This window comes from Duganella sp. Leaf126, assembly GCF_001423125.1.
Lineage (GTDB): Bacteria > Pseudomonadota > Gammaproteobacteria > Burkholderiales > Burkholderiaceae_D > Rugamonas.
Genome location: NZ_LMNW01000012.1, coordinates 109,488 through 124,535, shown reverse-complemented (window position 1 = coordinate 124,535; position 15,048 = coordinate 109,488). Strand labels below are relative to the sequence as shown.

Below are 15,048 nucleotides of genomic sequence, written 5' to 3'. Positions count from 1 at the left end.
TTTTGTTTTGCGCGACGCATTTTATCGACGCGTCGTGGGCACGAGATTGCGCAATGAGAGACAAAAAAGACAACGCCACGTTCGACCTGCCCGGTTTCGGCCGGGCGGCGCCGCTCGAGCCGGAAGCCAAGCGACCGCCGGCACCGCGCGCCCGGCGCACCGGCGCCCGGCAGGAGCAACTCGAACTGCTGGAACCGACCGACACCACCGGCCTGCCGGTCTGGGTGCGCGACGACAAGCTCGATCTTACCGGCCTGCCCGTGTGGGCGCCCGATGACGTTAAGCCAGATTAGCAGTCCCCGTATTACCTTCAGCATTTCCCACACAGCATCGGGCCGGAACGCAGCCTGTTAGACTGTGCCAACGTCCTTTTTGAACAGGTCTGACACCATGACATCCACCGACACCACCGCGCCCGACCAGCAGGCCGGTTCGACCTCCTTTGCCAGCCTGGCGCTCGCTCCCGCGCTGCTGGAAAACCTCGACACGCTCGGCTACAGGCAGATGACCGCGATCCAGGCGCAAAGCCTGCCAGCGGTGCTCGCCGGCCGCGACCTGATCGCCCAGGCCAAAACCGGCAGCGGCAAGACCGCTGCCTTCGGCCTCGGCATCCTGCACAAGCTCAACCCGGCGTGGTTTGCCGTGCAGGCGCTGGTGCTCTGCCCGACCCGCGAGCTGGCCGACCAGGTCGCCAACGAATTGCGGCGCCTGGCGCGCAGCACCGGCAACGTCAAGGTGCTGGTGCTGACCGGCGGTTCGCCGATGCGCCCGCAAATCGCCTCGCTCGAACACGGCGCCCACATCGTGGTCGGCACGCCGGGCCGCGTGCGCGACCACCTGGGCCGCAACACGCTCGATCTGTCCAAGGTGCAGACCCTGGTGCTGGACGAGGCGGACCGCATGACCGACATGGGCTTCTACGACGAGATCGCCGGCATCGTCAGCGCCTGCCCCAAGCGGCGCCAGACCTTGCTGTTCTCGGCCACCTACCCGGACGACATCCGCCGCGCCACCGACTCCTTCCTGGCCGATCCGGTCGAAGTGACGGTCGAAGCGCAGCACGACAACAGCCAGATCGAGCAGCTGTTCTTCGAGATCGGCTTCGACAACCGCAACCAGGCCGTGGCCACGCTGCTGGGCCATTACAAGCCGGTGTCGGCAATCGCCTTCTGCAATACCAAGGTGCAGTGCCGCGAACTGACCGACCACCTGCGCGAACAGGGCTTCACGGCGCTGGCGCTGTACGGCGAGCTGGAACAGCGCGAGCGCGACGAGATCCTGGTGCTGTTCGCCAACCGCAGCTGCTCGGTGCTGGTGGCCACCGACGTCGCCGCCCGTGGCCTCGATATTCCCAACCTGGAAGCAGTGATCAACGTCGATGTCTCGAAAGACACCGAAGTCCACATCCACCGCGTGGGCCGCACCGGCCGCGGCGGCGAAAAAGGCCTGGCGCTGTCGCTGTGTGCGCCGAACGAAAAGAAATGGGTCAAGCTGATCGAGGAATACCAGGGCGCGCCGGTCGACTGGTACGACCTGGCCAGCCTCGATGACGGCGACTACGGCGTCGATCCGGCGCCGATGATGACGCTGGTGATCAGCGGCGGCAAGAAAGACAAGCTGCGCCCCGGCGACCTGCTGGGCGCCCTGACCGGCGACGCCGGCCTCAGCAAGGAGCAGGTCGGCAAGATCAACGTGTTCGAGTTCCAGACCTACGTGGCGCTCGACCGCCGCGTGGCCTACGAAGCATTCGACCGCCTGAGCCGGAACAACCCGCTCGGCGGCGACTTCGGCACGATCAAGGGACGCAACTTCAAGATGCGTTTCATCGAGGTCTGAAAAAAAAATGCCGGCACCGCCGGCTTTTTTTTTGACTAGTGCTTGTGCTTTTCCATATCCGGCAACAACACCGTCAAGATGCCCAGCAACGGCAGGTAGGAACACAGCTTGTACACGTAGGCGATGCCCGCCACGTCGGCCAGGTGGCCCATGGCGGCCGCGCCGATGCCGCTGACGCCGAACATCAGGCCGAAGAAGATGCCGGCGACCATGCCCACCTTGCCCGGCATGAGTTCCTGCGCGAACACCACGATGGCGGAAAACGCCGACGAAATCACGAAGCCGATCACCACCGTCAGCACGGCGGTCCAGAACAGGTCCACGTACGGCAGCGCAAGCGTGAACGGCGCGGCGCCCAGGATCGACATCCAGATCACGCGCTTGCGGCCGATGCGGTCGCCGATCGGGCCGCCCATGAAGGTGCCGGCCGCCACCGCTGCCAGGAACAGGAACAGATACATCTGCGCCGACGCCACCGAGACGCCGAATTTATCGATCAGGTAGAACGTGTAGTAGCTGCTCAGGCTGGACATATAGATGTACTTCGAGAACACCAGCAGCGCCAGCACGGCCAGCGCCCCATAAACGCGCGACTTCGGCAGCGGCGACTCGGCCGCCACCGCTTTCTTGCGCGGCAGGCCGGCCAGGTGGGCGCTGTGCCAGCGGCTCACGTACACCAGCACGCCGAACGCCAGTGCCGTCAGCACCGCGAACCAGCCGATATTGCCCTGCCCCCGCCCGATGATGATGGCTGCCGCCAGCACCGGTCCCAGCGCCGAACCGACATTGCCGCCGACCTGGAACAGCGACTGCGCAAAGCCGAAACGTCCGCCCGACGCCACCCGCGCCACGCGCGACGCCTCCGGATGGAAGGTCGACGAACCGACGCCGATCAGCGCGGCCGCCACCAGCAGCGCCGGGAAGCTGTGCGCGACCGCCATCAGCAGTACGCCGATGAAGGTGGACACCATCCCGGCCGGCAGCAGGTAGGGCATGGGGTGGCGGTCGGTGTACAGGCCGATCCACGGTTGCAGCAGCGACGCCGTGCACTGGAATGTCAGCGTGATCAGGCCGACCTGGGCAAACGACAGGCCGAATTCGGCCTTGAGCAGCGGGTAAATCGACGGCAGCATGGCCTGCACCAGGTCGTTGAGCAGGTGCGCAAAGGCGACTGCACCCAGTATCTGCATCACGGTCTGGGTCTGGGGAGCGGGGGCGCTTGCAGGACGCGCCGCGGCTGTGGCAGCAGTGGAATTCATGGCAGAGTCTTTTGATGAGGAACCGACAGTGTATGATGGCCGGCATACCCGGATATTCCATTCTTCGTCTACCAAGTGACAAAGTTTATCGACATGACCGCGCCGCCCGCCATCGAGCTCGCGCAGCGCAGCAGCGACCACCGCGACTACCAGAACGTGCCGCGCGTGATCACGGCCATGGCGCGCGACACCGGCCACGGCATGACCGCGCCGCCGCACAGCCACGCGCGCGCGCAGCTGCTGTACGCGACTGCGGGCCTGATGCGGGTCGTCACCGACCTCGGCGTGTGGATCCTGCCGCCGCGCCGCGCGCTGTTCATCCCGCCCGGCGTGGTGCACCACTGGACCTCGATCGGCAAGGTGGCCATGCGCACCATCTACATCGAGGCGGGCGCGGCGCGCCAGTACGGCAACGCCTGCCGCGTGATCGAAGTCAGCGCCCTGCTGCGCCAGCTGATCCTGGCGCTGCTGCAGGAACCGGTCGAGTATCCAATTCCCGGCCGCGGCGAACACCTGGCCATGCTGATCCTGTCCGAGCTGGCGGCAGCGGAAACGGTGCCGATCGCGATACCGTGGCCGCGCGACCGCCGCCTGGTGGCCGTGTGCAACGCCATCGTGGCCGATCCCGGCAGCACGCGCACCATCGAGGACCATGCGGCCGAGGTGGGGGCCAGTGCGCGCACGCTGATCCGCCTGTTCCCGCAGGAGACCGGCCTGCACTACCGCCAGTGGATGCAGCAGGTGCACCTGGCCGAAGCGTTCGGGCGGCTGGCACAGGGCCACAGCGTGGGCGCGATCGCCGCGGCGCTCGGCTATGCCAGCCCCAGTGCATTCACCGCCATGTTCCGCCGCATCCTGGGCAAGACACCGCAGCACTACCTGACCGAATGGCGCGCGCCGCTGCAGACACTGTAGCGCCGCCATCCACTACAATGCTGCCACCATGGAAAAACTGATTGCCGAATTGCGCAGGCTCTACCTGCCCGACCCCCAGCACCCGTCCACCGCCGCGCTGGAAGACCACCTGCACGGCAGCACCACGTTGACCGTCGACCTGGCCGGCGAGGCCGGCACGGCGCGGGCCATGGCGCTCGATTTTCCGCGCGCTGCCGACGACCGCCACTGGCTGCTGCTGTGCGACGTCGCCAACGCCTTGCAACAGGACCTGACGTTGCCGGCGCCGGCCGTCAGCGTCAACGGCGCCGACCGCTTCACGCTGTGGCTGTCGTTTTCGCCGGCGCAGCCGCTGGCGCAGCTGCGCCGTTTTCGCACCTTGCTGCAGCAGGCGTATTGCCCCGACCTCGGCGCGGCGCCCGACGCCACGGAGGTGGCGCTGCCGCCGTGCCGGCACCAGGCAAGCGGCTTGTGGGCAGCCTTCATCAACCCCGCCATGGGCGCTGCGCTGGCCGACGACCTGGGACTGGAGTTGCCGCCGCCGGTCAGCGCGCAGGCGGCATTCCTGCAAGGTCTCGACAGCATCAGCGCCGAGCAGTTCGCGCAGGCCTTGCAGCAGCTCGAACTGCAGGCAGCGGGACCAGCGGCCGAGCCCGCGCCGCCCACGGCGCAGATGCGCCAGCCTGCGCCCGCAGGCGTGCTGCTCGGCGAGGCCACGCTGGAACAGATCGTGGCGGAACTGCACCGCCGTCAGATCGAGCCGACGCTGCGCCACGTGATCGGCCGGTAAGGCCGGCCGGGCCACGCCACGCCGGCCCTGCAGCGATGACGGCACAGCGCAAAAAAAAACGCCCCGCGGGGCGTTTTTTTGCGTTGCTGACCGCTGGCGATCAGTTACGGACGATTTTCTTGTATTCGTTGGTGCGGGTGTCGATCTCGATGACATCGTCCTGGCTCACGAACAGTGGCACTTGCACGGTGTGCTGCTTCGATTCGATGGCGTTCTCGATGCGCGCTTCTTTCAGCACGTTACCCGAGGTGTTGCCCTTGACTGCAGGCTCCGAGTACACGATCTTGCGCTGGATGGTGGTTGGCAGTTCGACCGAGATGGCTTTGCCATCGTAGAAGACTGCTTCGCATTCCATGCCGTCTTTCAGGTAGTTCAGGGCGTCGCCCAGGTTTTCTTCTTCGATTTCGTACTGTTCGTAGTCGGCGTCCATGAACACGTACAGCGGATCGGCGAAGTACGAGTAGGTGACCGGCTTCTTGTCCAGCACGACGACGTCGAACTTGTCGTCGCCGCGGAACACGTTTTCCAGCGGGCTGTTGGTCAGAAGATTCTTCATCTTCCACTTGTAGGTGAAGCCGGTACGGCTCGAACCGTTGACGTCCGAGCGCAGCACGATGAATGGCTTGGCATCGACCATGATGATATTGCCGACACGAATTTCTTTTGCTGGTTTCATAGTAGTTACTTAAAAATTTAAGTTGCGTAAAAAATCATCTGCGCCGGGCGCGGGGCCATCAGCTCACGATTGATCAGGGTAAAAAATGTTCTAGAAATTAACCCGGCATTATACCCGGCTTTTCCGGCGGAACCTAACTTGGCCGTGGCTCAGGCGCCGCGCAGTGTGTGCACAAAAGCCAGCAGCTTGCCGGTCAGGTCGCCATGCGCGGCGACCTGGTCCTGCCACGTGATCGCATGGGCGGCGATCTGCGGCGCCTCGGCGCGCAAGGCGTGCCACAGGGCGGGCCAGTCGGCGTGCTGCTGCACCCCGTTCCAGGCCAGCGTGAACGCGCTTAAGGCCGGCAGTCCGTTCGCGTAGCGTTGCAGGAAGGCGCGCAATTTCTTGTGGTGCAGATGGTCGTCCTGCGCATAGATATGCCAGACGAACGGCTTGCCGGCCCACTGCGCGCGCACCCAGGAGTCTTCGCCGCGCACCAGGTTCACGTCGCAGGCCCACAGCAGCTTGTCGTAATCCGTCTGCGGCACGAACGGCAGCACGCGCACGGTCAGCCGGCCGCGCGTGGCGACAGCGCCGGCCCGCGCGGGACCGCCCAGAAAGCCTTGCACCGCCTCGGTCGCCACGCCTTCGGGCACGAAACAGGTCACCGCGTCGTCGCTGTCGCGCCACGCGTCGAACAGCGGCGCCACCGGCGCGAACGGGTAGCAAAACAGCGAGACGCGCGTTGCTGCCAGTTCGGCCCCGGTGGCGCCGAGCGCGCGCAAGAAGTTGTCGGCGGTGGCCGGGTCGGCCAGGAAGGCGCGCCGCTGCTCGTCCAGCGCGGCCTCGCGCAGCAGGCCGCCAGTCTTGTCCGTGTAGCCGGGGAAGAAGAAATGCTTGAGCAATGGCAGTTGCGGATGGGGCGAAGTCAGGCGGTGACAGCCCTCGACCCACTCCTCTGCCGTCAACCCTTCGAAGTTGAGCCAGACCGGGCGCGGCGTGCACTGCGCCATGGCCGCGACGTAAGCGGGCGGCAGGTCCACCGCGAAAAATTCGATGACGATGTCGGCCACATCGGCGGGTGTGAACGCACCGTCCTGGCCGCGCCAGTGGCGCACGGCCACGCCCTGCACCAGCTGGTGCTCGGCGCCGGTATCGACGTCGGGCTGCAGGCGGCTGAAGCTGGCCAGGTCATCGACCCACAGCCGCACGGCGATGCCGTGCTCGGCGTGCAGCTGGCGCGCCAGGCGCCAGCAGATGCCGATGTCGCCATAGTTGTCGATAACGCGGCAAAACAGGTCGAGGCGCAAGGTCATGGTCGGAAAAAAAGTAAGGCGAAATGAAAAAAAGCCGCACGCGGCGGCTTTTTCCTGTTGCTGTCTGGCGTCTCCACGGGGATTCGAACCCCGGTACTCACCGTGAAAGGGTGATGTCCTAGGCCTCTAGACGATGGAGACAGAAATCTGTCGTACTGACCTGGTGTTACCGTAACTGGAAATGTCTGGCGTCCCCAGGGGGATTCGAACCCCCGTACTCACCGTGAAAGGGTGATGTCCTAGGCCTCTAGACGATGGGGACATTTCCAAGGCGCGAATCATAGCAGTGTCTGACCGTCGGCGCAACAACAAACCGTTGTTTTCACAGGATATTTTGAAAGCCAGAAAACTATCGCGCATAGCAAAAAGCCGCTCATCGAGCGGCTTTGCCATGACCTTGCAGTCATTACCTGGCGTCCCCAGGGGGATTCGAACCCCCGTACTCACCGTGAAAGGGTGATGTCCTAGGCCTCTAGACGATGGGGACAGTGTCTGTGCTCTCTACGCAGTGGTGGAGGTAAGCGGGATCGAACCGCTGACCTCTTGCATGCCATGCAAGCGCTCTCCCAGCTGAGCTATACCCCCCGGGCGCAGAAAGTCTTCTGTCGTACATCTACTACTTTTTTTACTGCTGCCAGCAAGGCTGGCGTCCCCAGGGGGATTCGAACCCCCGTACTCACCGTGAAAGGGTGATGTCCTAGGCCTCTAGACGATGGGGACCTTGGCGCTACGGTAAAACTATTTATATCAATTCGTCCCTGCGCTGTTGGTGGAGGTAAGCGGGATCGAACCGCTGACCTCTTGCATGCCATGCAAGCGCTCTCCCAGCTGAGCTATACCCCCCGGGCGCAAAAACAAACTGCGACTACTTTTACTGCTACCAGCGTTGGCGAAGCTGGCGTCCCCAGGGGGATTCGAACCCCCGTACTCACCGTGAAAGGGTGATGTCCTAGGCCTCTAGACGATGGGGACCTTGGCACTACGGTACTACACTACCCTGCAAACTGGTGGAGGTAAGCGGGATCGAACCGCTGACCTCTTGCATGCCATGCAAGCGCTCTCCCAGCTGAGCTATACCCCCGTTTGCGCGAGAGACAAGAGTATAGCAGAGGCGCCGCATTATGCAAATACCTTTTTGCAACTTTGCCCCTGCAATCGACTGCTGCTTAAATAAACTTCGTCACGCGCGCCACAACGGTGTCGCGCCCGAAGATTTCCAGTACCGCGTCGATGGCCGGCGTTTGCAGCTGGCCGGTCAGGAACAGGCGCAGCGGCATGGCGATCTGCGGCATCTTCAGGCCATGCGCAGCCAGCACTTCCTTGAGCATCGCCGCCAGCGCCGCCTTGTTCCACTCCACCGTCCGGCAACGCTCGGCAAACTGCGCCAGCGCCGGCTTGACCGCGTCGGTCACGTGCTGGGCCAGCAGTGCGGGATCGGGCTGCGGCGTGCGGAAGAACAGCATGGCGGCATCGGCCAGCTCGTTGACGGTGTTGGTGCGCTCCTTCATCAGGCCCAGCACCACCGGCAGCGCCGGCGCGCCGTCGAAGTCGGCGCCGTTGTCCAGCATGCGCGGGCGGGCCAGCTCGGCCAGGCGGTCGTTGTCGGCCTGCTTGATATAGTGGTTGTTGAGCCAGTTCAGTTTTTCGATATTGAACTGCGCGGCCGAATTGGACAGGTGGCTGCCGTCGAACCAGGCGATCATCTGTTCCATCGAGAACACTTCCTCGTCGCCGTGGCTCCAGCCCAGGCGCGCCAGGTAATTGAGGATCGCTTCCGGCAGGTAGCCCTGCGCCGGGTAGTCCATCACGTTGACGGCGTCCTTACGCTTGGACATCTTGGCGCCGTCCGAGCCGAGGATCATCGGCAGGTGGCCGTACTCGGGCAGCGGTGCGCCGATGGCGCGCAGGATGTTGATCTGGCGCGGCGTGTTGTTGACGTGATCGTCGCCGCGCAGCACATGGCTGATTTCCATGTCGAGGTCGTCGATGGCCACGCAGAAGTTGTAGGTCGGCGTGCCATCCGGGCGCGCGATCACCAGGTCGTCCAGCTCTTTATTGGCGATCGTGATTGAGCCCTTGACGAAATCGTTCCAGGTCACTTCGCCGTCGAGCGGATTCTTGAAACGCAGCACCGGCTTGCGGCCCTCGGGAATGGCCGGCAGGGTCTTGCCCGGCTCCGGGCGCCAGGTGCCGTCGTAGCGCGGCTTGTCGCCGGCGGCGGTGGCGCGCTCGCGCATGGCCTGCACTTCTTCGGGCGACGAGTAGCACTGGTAGGCGGTGCCCGCTGCCAGCATCTGCGCCAGCACTTCGCGGTAGCGGTCCATGCGCTGCATCTGGTAGAACGGGCCTTCGTCGTGGCTCAGGCCCAGCCACTGCATGCCGTCGATGATGGCCTGCACTGCGGCAGGCGTGGAGCGTTCCAGGTCCGTGTCTTCGATCCGCAGCACGAAGGTGCCGCCGAAGTGGCGCGCAAAGGCCCACGAGTACAGCGCCGTGCGGGCGCCGCCCAGATGGAGATAGCCGGTCGGGCTGGGAGCGAAACGGGTGCGGACGGGTTTGGCTGGTGCGTTGGTCATCGTGATCGGAAAGCTGAGCTATAAAGACCGCTATTTTACAGCCTTGATCACGAGAGGTGAGCAGACGCCAGCTGGCGCGCCGGTGGCGCGCTGACGTCCAGTCGTTCTTGTTCAGTCGTTCTTGATGACAATGCTCGGGAACTTGCTGCTCATGTCCTTGGCCTTTTCCGCCACCTGCACCGCGATCTTGCGGGCGATGTCTTTATAGATGGCTGCCACCGGGCCGTCGGGGTCGGCCACCACGGTCGGCCTGCCGGCATCGGCCTGTTCGCGGATCGCCATGGTCAGCGGCAGCGCGCCGAGGAAGTCGACGTGGAAGTCCTTGCACATCTTTTCGCCGCCGCCGGCGCCGAAGATGTGTTCTTCGTGGCCGCAGTTCGAGCAGATATGGGTGCTCATGTTTTCCACGATGCCCAGGATCGGGATGCCGACCTTTTCGAACATTTTCAGGCCCTTGCGCGCGTCGAGCAGCGCGATGTCCTGCGGCGTGGTGACGATCACGGCGCCGGTGACCGGCACTTTCTGCGACAGCGTCAGCTGGATGTCGCCGGTGCCGGGCGGCATGTCGACGATCAGGTAGTCGAGGTCGCGCCAGTTGGTCTGCTCGAGCAGCTGCTGCAGCGCCTGCGTGACCATCGGACCGCGCCACACCATCGGTTCGTCCGGGTCGATCAGGAAGCCGATCGACGACACCTGCACGCCGTGGTTTTCCATCGGTTCCATCGATTTGCCGTCGACCGTCTGCGGACGGCCGGAGACGCCCAGCATCATCGGCTGCGACGGGCCGTAAATGTCGGCGTCGAGCAGGCCGACTGCCGCGCCCTCGGCGGCCAGCGCCAGCGCCAGGTTGACGGCGGTGGTCGATTTGCCGACGCCGCCCTTGCCCGAGGCGACGGCAATGATGTTCTTCACGTTCGGCATCAGCTTGACGCCGCGCTGCACGGTATGGGCAATGATCTTCGCGCTCACGCCCACGCTGATATTGCCGGCGCCAGGCAGGGCCTTGAGGGCGGCGATGACGGTCTTGCGGATGCCGTCGATCTGGCTTTTGGCTGGATAGCCGAGTTCGATGTCGAGCGAAATGTCGCCATCTTCGACCTTCAGGTTCTTCACGGCCTTGCCGCTGACAAAATCCTTACCGGTATTGGGGTCGATTACCTGCGCCAGGGCGGCTTTGACTGCTTCTGCTGTGATGCTCATGAGGCTCTCCGTGAAATATGCGCCCATTCTAGCGCATCGCGGCAAAATTCCCCGGCTGGCGGCCCGCCCGGATGACTGCCCGGCCGAACCGCTGTTAAAATGCTTCTTTTCCACCCACAAAGTGCATCAACCATGACCCGCAAGCTGTTTGTCACCACTGCCCTGCCCTACGCCAACGCCGCTTTCCATATAGGCCACATGATGGAATACATCCAGGCCGATATCTGGGTCCGGTTCCAGCGCATGCAGCGCGACGGTGAGGGCGACCAGCGTCGGCCCCGCGAGGTGCACTTCGTGGGCGCGGACGATACCCACGGCACGCCGATCATGATCGCTGCTGAAAAGGAAGGCATCACGCCGCAGGAATTCGTCGCCAAGATCGCTGCCGGCCGCGCCCAGTACCTGGACGGCTTCCACATCGCCTTCGATAACTGGTACTCGACCGACTCGCCGGAAAACGTCGAGCTGTCGCAGGGCATTTACCGCAAGCTGCGCGATGCGGGCCTGATCCAGACCAAGATCGTGCCGCGCTTCTACGACCCGGTGAAGGGCATGTTCCTGGCCGACCGCAACATCAAGGGCGAATGCCCGGTGTGCCACGCAAAGGACCAGTACGGCGACAACTGCGAAGTATGCGGCGCGGCCTACCAGCCCACCGAACTGATCAACCCGTTCTCGGTGTTTACCAACGCCACGCCGGTGCTCAAGGATTCGGAACAGTATTTCTTCAAGCTGTCCGACCCGCGCTGCTACCAGTTCCTCAAGGACTGGCTCAATACGCCGGGCCGCCTGCAGCCGGAGATGGTCAACAAGGTCAGCGAATGGCTGGGCGAGTCCGGCGAAAAGCTGGCCGACTGGGATATCTCGCGCGACGCGCCATACTTCGGCATCCCGATTCCCGATGCACCGGGCAAGTTCTTCTATGTCTGGCTCGACGCGCCGGTCGGCTACCTGGCCAGCCTGAAAAACTACTGCGCCAAGCAGGGCATCGACTTCGACGCCCTGCTGAACGATCCTGCCACCGAGCAGATCCACTTCATCGGCAAGGACATCGTCTCGTTCCACCTGCTGTTCTGGCCGGCCATGCTGAAGTTTGCCGGCCACCCGGTGATCGACAAGCTGAAAGTCAACGTGCATGGCCACCTGACCGTCAACAACGAAAAAATGTCGAAGTCGCGCGGCACCGGCATCTCGCCGCTGCGCTACCTGAACCTGGGCATGAACCCGGAATGGCTGCGCTACTACATCGCCTTCAAGCTGAACTCCAAGGTCGAGGACCTGGACTTCACCGGCGACGATTTCGTGGCGCGCGTGAATAGCGACCTGATCGGCAAATTCGTCAACATCGCCAGCCGCTGCGCCGGTTTCATCGCCAAGAAATTCGACGGCAAGCTGGCCGACACGCTGTCGCCCGGCGCGCAGCAATGGATACAGCGCGCACTGGTCACGTCCGAAGGCGTGGAGCGCCAGGCCAATATCGCCGCCAACTTCGAGGCCCGCGAGTACGGCAAGGCGCTGCGCGAGATCATGGAGATCGCCGACATCACCAACCAGTACGTCGACGAGAACAAGCCGTGGATCCTGGCCAAGGACGAGGCGAAAACCGCCGAGCTGCACGACGTGTGCACGGCCGCCCTGATCCTGTTCCGCCAGCTCACCATCCTGCTCTCGCCGGTGCTGCCGGGCGTGGCTGCCAACGTCACCAAGTTCCTCGGTGACAGCCAGCTGGTCTGGGCCGACACCGATGTCGCCAGCGGCGTCGTGTCGCAGGCCATGCTCGGCCGCACCATCGGCGCCTACACGCACCTGATGACGCGCGTGGACGCCAAGATGATCGAAGAACTGTTCGACGCACCGGGCCAGCAGGCCGCTGCGGCCGCCCAGCCTGCGCCGGCCGAAAAGCCGGCCAAGGCTGCCAGGCAGGCCGCGCCCGCTGCCGTTGCTGCAGCGCCTGCGGTGCCGATGCCCGAAGGCGTGGAAGAACTGGCGCCGCAGATTTCGATCGACGACTTCGTCAAGATCGACCTGCGCGTGGCGCAGATCGTCAACTGCGAGCACGTGGACGGCTCGGACAAGCTGCTGCGCCTGACACTCGACGTCGGCGAAGGCCGCCTGCGCAATGTCTTCTCGGGCATCAAGTCGATGTACCAGCCGGAAGAGCTGGTAGGCAAGCTGACCGTCATGGTGGCCAACCTGGCGCCGCGCAAGATGAAGTTCGGCGTGTCCGAAGGCATGGTATTGGCTGGTTCGGCCAAGGATGAAAAGGCCAACCCCGGCATCTACATCCTCAACCCGTGGCCGGGCGCTGCGCCCGGCATGCGCATCCGCTGATCACCCCCCCCTCTTGCCAACCGCCCTGGCGGCGGTTGGCAGCGTTCCCACTCGCGCACGAGCCACCCTCCTACTGATTCCCCTCGAGGCTCGTGAAATACTGCGCGGTGGCTCCATCCAAAAGGTGGGGCCGAGCCCGAAATTGAGATGCCGGCTTGCGACCCAAGCGCACTCTGCAGTAAAAAGCACGAGACCTGTTCCCACCAGGCTTACACGGCGCCGCATGCTGTCCCACGAATGCGCCAACTGCTCAGACCGCCTTATGCCACAAGGCGCGCTTTCAATTTCTCCTTTACAGCATTTCGTTGAGTTGCGCCAAGCGCGCACGCAACAGTAGAACTACGGGGGTGCTTGTATGAAAATTTTCGTGGACTAATATTTCCCCAGCCACTCATGTTTTGGGCTGGCTTAGCACATCATTTTTTCTATAACGGAGACCATCATGACTCACCACCTCCAGCGCACGCTGTGGCACGCGCTCGTCTGTATTCTTCTCTGCTGGGCCTGGCCCGCATGGAGCGCCACGCCCGGTCCCGGCAAGTGGAGCGCGCAACAATCCTGGGCAGCCGACAGCGTCAACGGCGGCAACCTCACCGGCTTCTTTTACTGGCCCGCCAGCGAACCGACCATCGGTGGCAAACGCGCGCTGGTGCTGGTCCTGCACGGCTGCAAACAGACCGCCGCCAGCGACGTCATCGACGCCAACGACGGCGGCTACAACTGGGCGGCCATGGGCGACAAGTACGGCGCCGTCATCCTGGCGCCGAACGCGCCCGGCAATGTCTATTACAACCACTGCTGGGACTATGCCAACACCAGCCACACCCGCAGCGGCGGCGGCCACGACAAGGTGCTGCTCGACCTGGTGGATCGCTTCGTCAAGAATCCGCAGTACCAGATCGATCCCAACCAGGTGTACGTGACCGGCCTGTCGTCGGGTGGCGGCGAAACGATGGTGATGGGCTGCCTGGCGCCGGACGTGTTTGCCGGTGTCGGCATCAACGCCGGCCCCACCCCGGGCACCACCACGATCCAGATCGGCGGCGTCCCCACCGGCTATACGGCGGCCACGGCAGCATCGCGCTGCAAGGCCATGGCCGGCAGCGCGGCGGACAAGTTCAGCACGCAGATCGCCGGCGCGGTGTGGGGTACGTTCGACTACACGGTCGACCAGAAGTACGGTCCGCTGGCCACGGAGGCGATGCGCATCATCTACGGCGGCACGTTTACCCGTGGCGCCGCTGAAAACATCCCCGGCGGCGGCGTCAACATCCCTTACCTCGACAGCAACCGCAAGGTGCGCACCCACGAAATCACGGTGACCGGCCTGGGTCACGCCTGGCCTGCCGGCCCCGGCGGCCAGAACACCAATTTCGTGGACAACACCAAGATCAATTACCCTGCCTTCGTGATGGATTTCTGGTACAAGAACAACCTGCGCATCGGCACCAGCACCGGTCCGGAAATGACGTCGTGCTCGGCAGCCGGCATCAGCACCACCAGCGCCACGGTCAGCGGCGCCGCCACCGGCGAGGTCAAGAACTACACGGTGGTGCTGAACGGCCCCACCGCCGTCAACGACAGCGCAGCCGGCAGCGGCAGCAATTTCAGCCGCACCTACAACCTGGCCGCCGGCAACTACAGCGGCACGGTGACCGCCACCGACAGCGCCAACCGCAACTCGGCTGCCTGCAGCATCGCGCCGTTCTCGGTCGGTACGGCGCCTGCCCTGACGCCGCCGACCAACGTCGCGGCCGGCGCCGTCACGGACAGCTCGGTGCCGCTGACCTGGAATGCTGCCGGTGCCGCCACCGGCTACAACGTATACGTGAACGGCGCCCGCGTCACCAGCACGCCGGTGACCGCCACCAGCTACACGGTCACCGGCCTGACTGCCAACACCGCTTACACCATCACCGTGTCTTCGGTGGGCAATGGCGGCGAGAGCGCGCAGTCGTCGCCGCTGTCGGTCACCACCAGCGCCGGCAACGGCGGCTGGACCTGCACCACGGTCACCGCCACAAACTATGCCCATGTCCAGGCGGGCCGCGCCACGGTCAAGTTCGGCCTGGCGTACGCCAACGGTTCGAACGACCTGATGGGCCTGTCAACGGTGTTCTTCCGCACCACGCTGGCGCAGACTGCGCAGGACTTCTACAAGGTCGGTAACTGCCCATAAATCCCGCCAGCG

11 protein-coding genes and 8 tRNA genes are annotated in these 15,048 nt (G+C 64.2%); 6 read left to right on the top strand and 13 right to left on the bottom strand.

All coding sequences use genetic code 11. The features are described from left to right. Window positions 1–53 precede the first annotated feature (53 nt). Complete coding sequence (locus ASF61_RS08320) at window positions 54–293, top strand: hypothetical protein (protein WP_056153840.1); 240 nt, start codon at window positions 54–56, stop codon at window positions 291–293. Window positions 294–390: 97 nt separating this feature from the next. After that, complete coding sequence (gene dbpA, locus ASF61_RS08315) at window positions 391–1,836, top strand: ATP-dependent RNA helicase DbpA (RefSeq protein WP_056153837.1); 1,446 nt, start codon at window positions 391–393, stop codon at window positions 1,834–1,836. Window positions 1,837–1,871: 35 nt separating this feature from the next. Here the strand turns inward: dbpA and ASF61_RS08310 are convergent, their stop codons facing one another. Then, the gene (locus ASF61_RS08310; protein ID WP_082491351.1) at window positions 1,872–3,095 is read right to left on the bottom strand and encodes an MFS transporter; all 1,224 of its coding nucleotides are present in this window, start codon (window positions 3,093–3,095) and stop codon (window positions 1,872–1,874) included. 93 nt (window positions 3,096–3,188) lie between these two features. Between ASF61_RS08310 and ASF61_RS08305 the strand changes: the two genes are divergently transcribed. Next, entirely contained in the window at window positions 3,189–4,010 is an 822-nt protein-coding gene (locus ASF61_RS08305; RefSeq protein WP_056155346.1) for a helix-turn-helix domain-containing protein, read from the top strand. Window positions 4,011–4,038: 28 nt separating this feature from the next. Next, window positions 4,039–4,779 carry a hypothetical protein gene (locus ASF61_RS08300; RefSeq protein ID WP_056153832.1) on the top strand — a complete coding sequence of 247 codons (741 nt, stop codon included), beginning with the start codon at window positions 4,039–4,041 and terminating at the stop codon, window positions 4,777–4,779. Window positions 4,780–4,879: 100 nt separating this feature from the next. Here ASF61_RS08300 and ASF61_RS08295 read toward each other — a convergent pair whose 3' ends face one another. The 12 genes from ASF61_RS08295 to apbC all read right to left on the bottom strand — a co-directional run bounded on the left by ASF61_RS08295 (window position 4,880) and on the right by apbC (window position 10,526). Further along, window positions 4,880–5,455 carry an elongation factor P gene (locus tag ASF61_RS08295; protein WP_056153829.1) on the bottom strand — a complete coding sequence of 192 codons (576 nt, stop codon included), beginning with the start codon at window positions 5,453–5,455 and terminating at the stop codon, window positions 4,880–4,882. A 149-nt stretch (window positions 5,456–5,604) separates the two neighbouring features. Beyond that, window positions 5,605–6,750, bottom strand: a complete 1,146-nt coding sequence (earP, locus tag ASF61_RS08290; RefSeq protein WP_056153826.1) for an elongation factor P maturation arginine rhamnosyltransferase EarP — start codon at window positions 6,748–6,750, stop codon at window positions 5,605–5,607. Window positions 6,751–6,815: 65 nt separating this feature from the next. Continuing rightward, window positions 6,816–6,891 (bottom strand) — tRNA-Glu (locus tag ASF61_RS08285). A gap of 45 nt (window positions 6,892–6,936) precedes the next feature. Further along, window positions 6,937–7,012: transfer RNA gene (locus ASF61_RS08280), tRNA-Glu, on the bottom strand. 149 nt (window positions 7,013–7,161) lie between these two features. Continuing rightward, window positions 7,162–7,237 (bottom strand) — tRNA-Glu (locus ASF61_RS08275). Between the two features lie 22 nt (window positions 7,238–7,259). After that, a tRNA-Ala gene (locus tag ASF61_RS08270) sits at window positions 7,260–7,335 on the bottom strand. Window positions 7,336–7,394: 59 nt separating this feature from the next. After that, a tRNA-Glu gene (locus ASF61_RS08265) sits at window positions 7,395–7,470 on the bottom strand. A 47-nt stretch (window positions 7,471–7,517) separates the two neighbouring features. After that, window positions 7,518–7,593: transfer RNA gene (locus ASF61_RS08260), tRNA-Ala, on the bottom strand. A 53-nt stretch (window positions 7,594–7,646) separates the two neighbouring features. Next, window positions 7,647–7,722 (bottom strand) — tRNA-Glu (locus ASF61_RS08255). A gap of 33 nt (window positions 7,723–7,755) precedes the next feature. Beyond that, a tRNA-Ala gene (locus ASF61_RS08250) sits at window positions 7,756–7,831 on the bottom strand. 85 nt (window positions 7,832–7,916) lie between these two features. After that, entirely contained in the window at window positions 7,917–9,326 is a 1,410-nt protein-coding gene (gltX, locus tag ASF61_RS08245) for a glutamate--tRNA ligase (RefSeq protein WP_056153823.1), read from the bottom strand. A 111-nt stretch (window positions 9,327–9,437) separates the two neighbouring features. Continuing rightward, window positions 9,438–10,526, bottom strand: coding sequence for an iron-sulfur cluster carrier protein ApbC (gene apbC, locus ASF61_RS08240; RefSeq protein WP_056153819.1), 1,089 nt, complete (start codon window positions 10,524–10,526; stop codon window positions 9,438–9,440). Between the two features lie 132 nt (window positions 10,527–10,658). On the opposite strand from apbC, the gene metG reads away from it, so the two are divergent. Then, window positions 10,659–12,857 (top strand): methionine--tRNA ligase, encoded by a 2,199-nt coding sequence (metG, locus tag ASF61_RS08235; protein WP_056153815.1) that lies wholly within the window; start codon window positions 10,659–10,661, stop codon window positions 12,855–12,857. A gap of 442 nt (window positions 12,858–13,299) precedes the next feature. Then, entirely contained in the window at window positions 13,300–15,036 is a 1,737-nt protein-coding gene (locus ASF61_RS08230) for a PHB depolymerase family esterase (protein ID WP_056153813.1), read from the top strand. Window positions 15,037–15,048: the final 12 nt, after the last annotated feature.

Bases quoted from the DNA above. Each gene is read 5' to 3' on its own strand.
- ASF61_RS08320 (WP_056153840.1), top strand. From the start codon at position 54: ATGAGAGACAAAAAAGACAACGCCACGTTCGACCTGCCCGGTTTCGGC.
- dbpA (WP_056153837.1), top strand. From the start codon at position 391: ATGACATCCACCGACACCACCGCGCCCGACCAGCAGGCCGGTTCGACC.
- ASF61_RS08305 (WP_056155346.1), top strand. From the start codon at position 3,189: ATGACCGCGCCGCCCGCCATCGAGCTCGCGCAGCGCAGCAGCGACCAC.
- gltX (WP_056153823.1), bottom strand. From the start codon at position 9,326: ATGACCAACGCACCAGCCAAACCCGTCCGCACCCGTTTCGCTCCCAGC.
- ASF61_RS08295 (WP_056153829.1), bottom strand. From the start codon at position 5,455: ATGAAACCAGCAAAAGAAATTCGTGTCGGCAATATCATCATGGTCGAT.
- ASF61_RS08310 (WP_082491351.1), bottom strand. From the start codon at position 3,095: ATGAATTCCACTGCTGCCACAGCCGCGGCGCGTCCTGCAAGCGCCCCC.
- metG (WP_056153815.1), top strand. From the start codon at position 10,659: ATGACCCGCAAGCTGTTTGTCACCACTGCCCTGCCCTACGCCAACGCC.
- ASF61_RS08230 (WP_056153813.1), top strand. From the start codon at position 13,300: ATGACTCACCACCTCCAGCGCACGCTGTGGCACGCGCTCGTCTGTATT.
- earP (WP_056153826.1), bottom strand. From the start codon at position 6,750: ATGACCTTGCGCCTCGACCTGTTTTGCCGCGTTATCGACAACTATGGC.
- apbC (WP_056153819.1), bottom strand. From the start codon at position 10,526: ATGAGCATCACAGCAGAAGCAGTCAAAGCCGCCCTGGCGCAGGTAATC.
- ASF61_RS08300 (WP_056153832.1), top strand. From the start codon at position 4,039: ATGGAAAAACTGATTGCCGAATTGCGCAGGCTCTACCTGCCCGACCCC.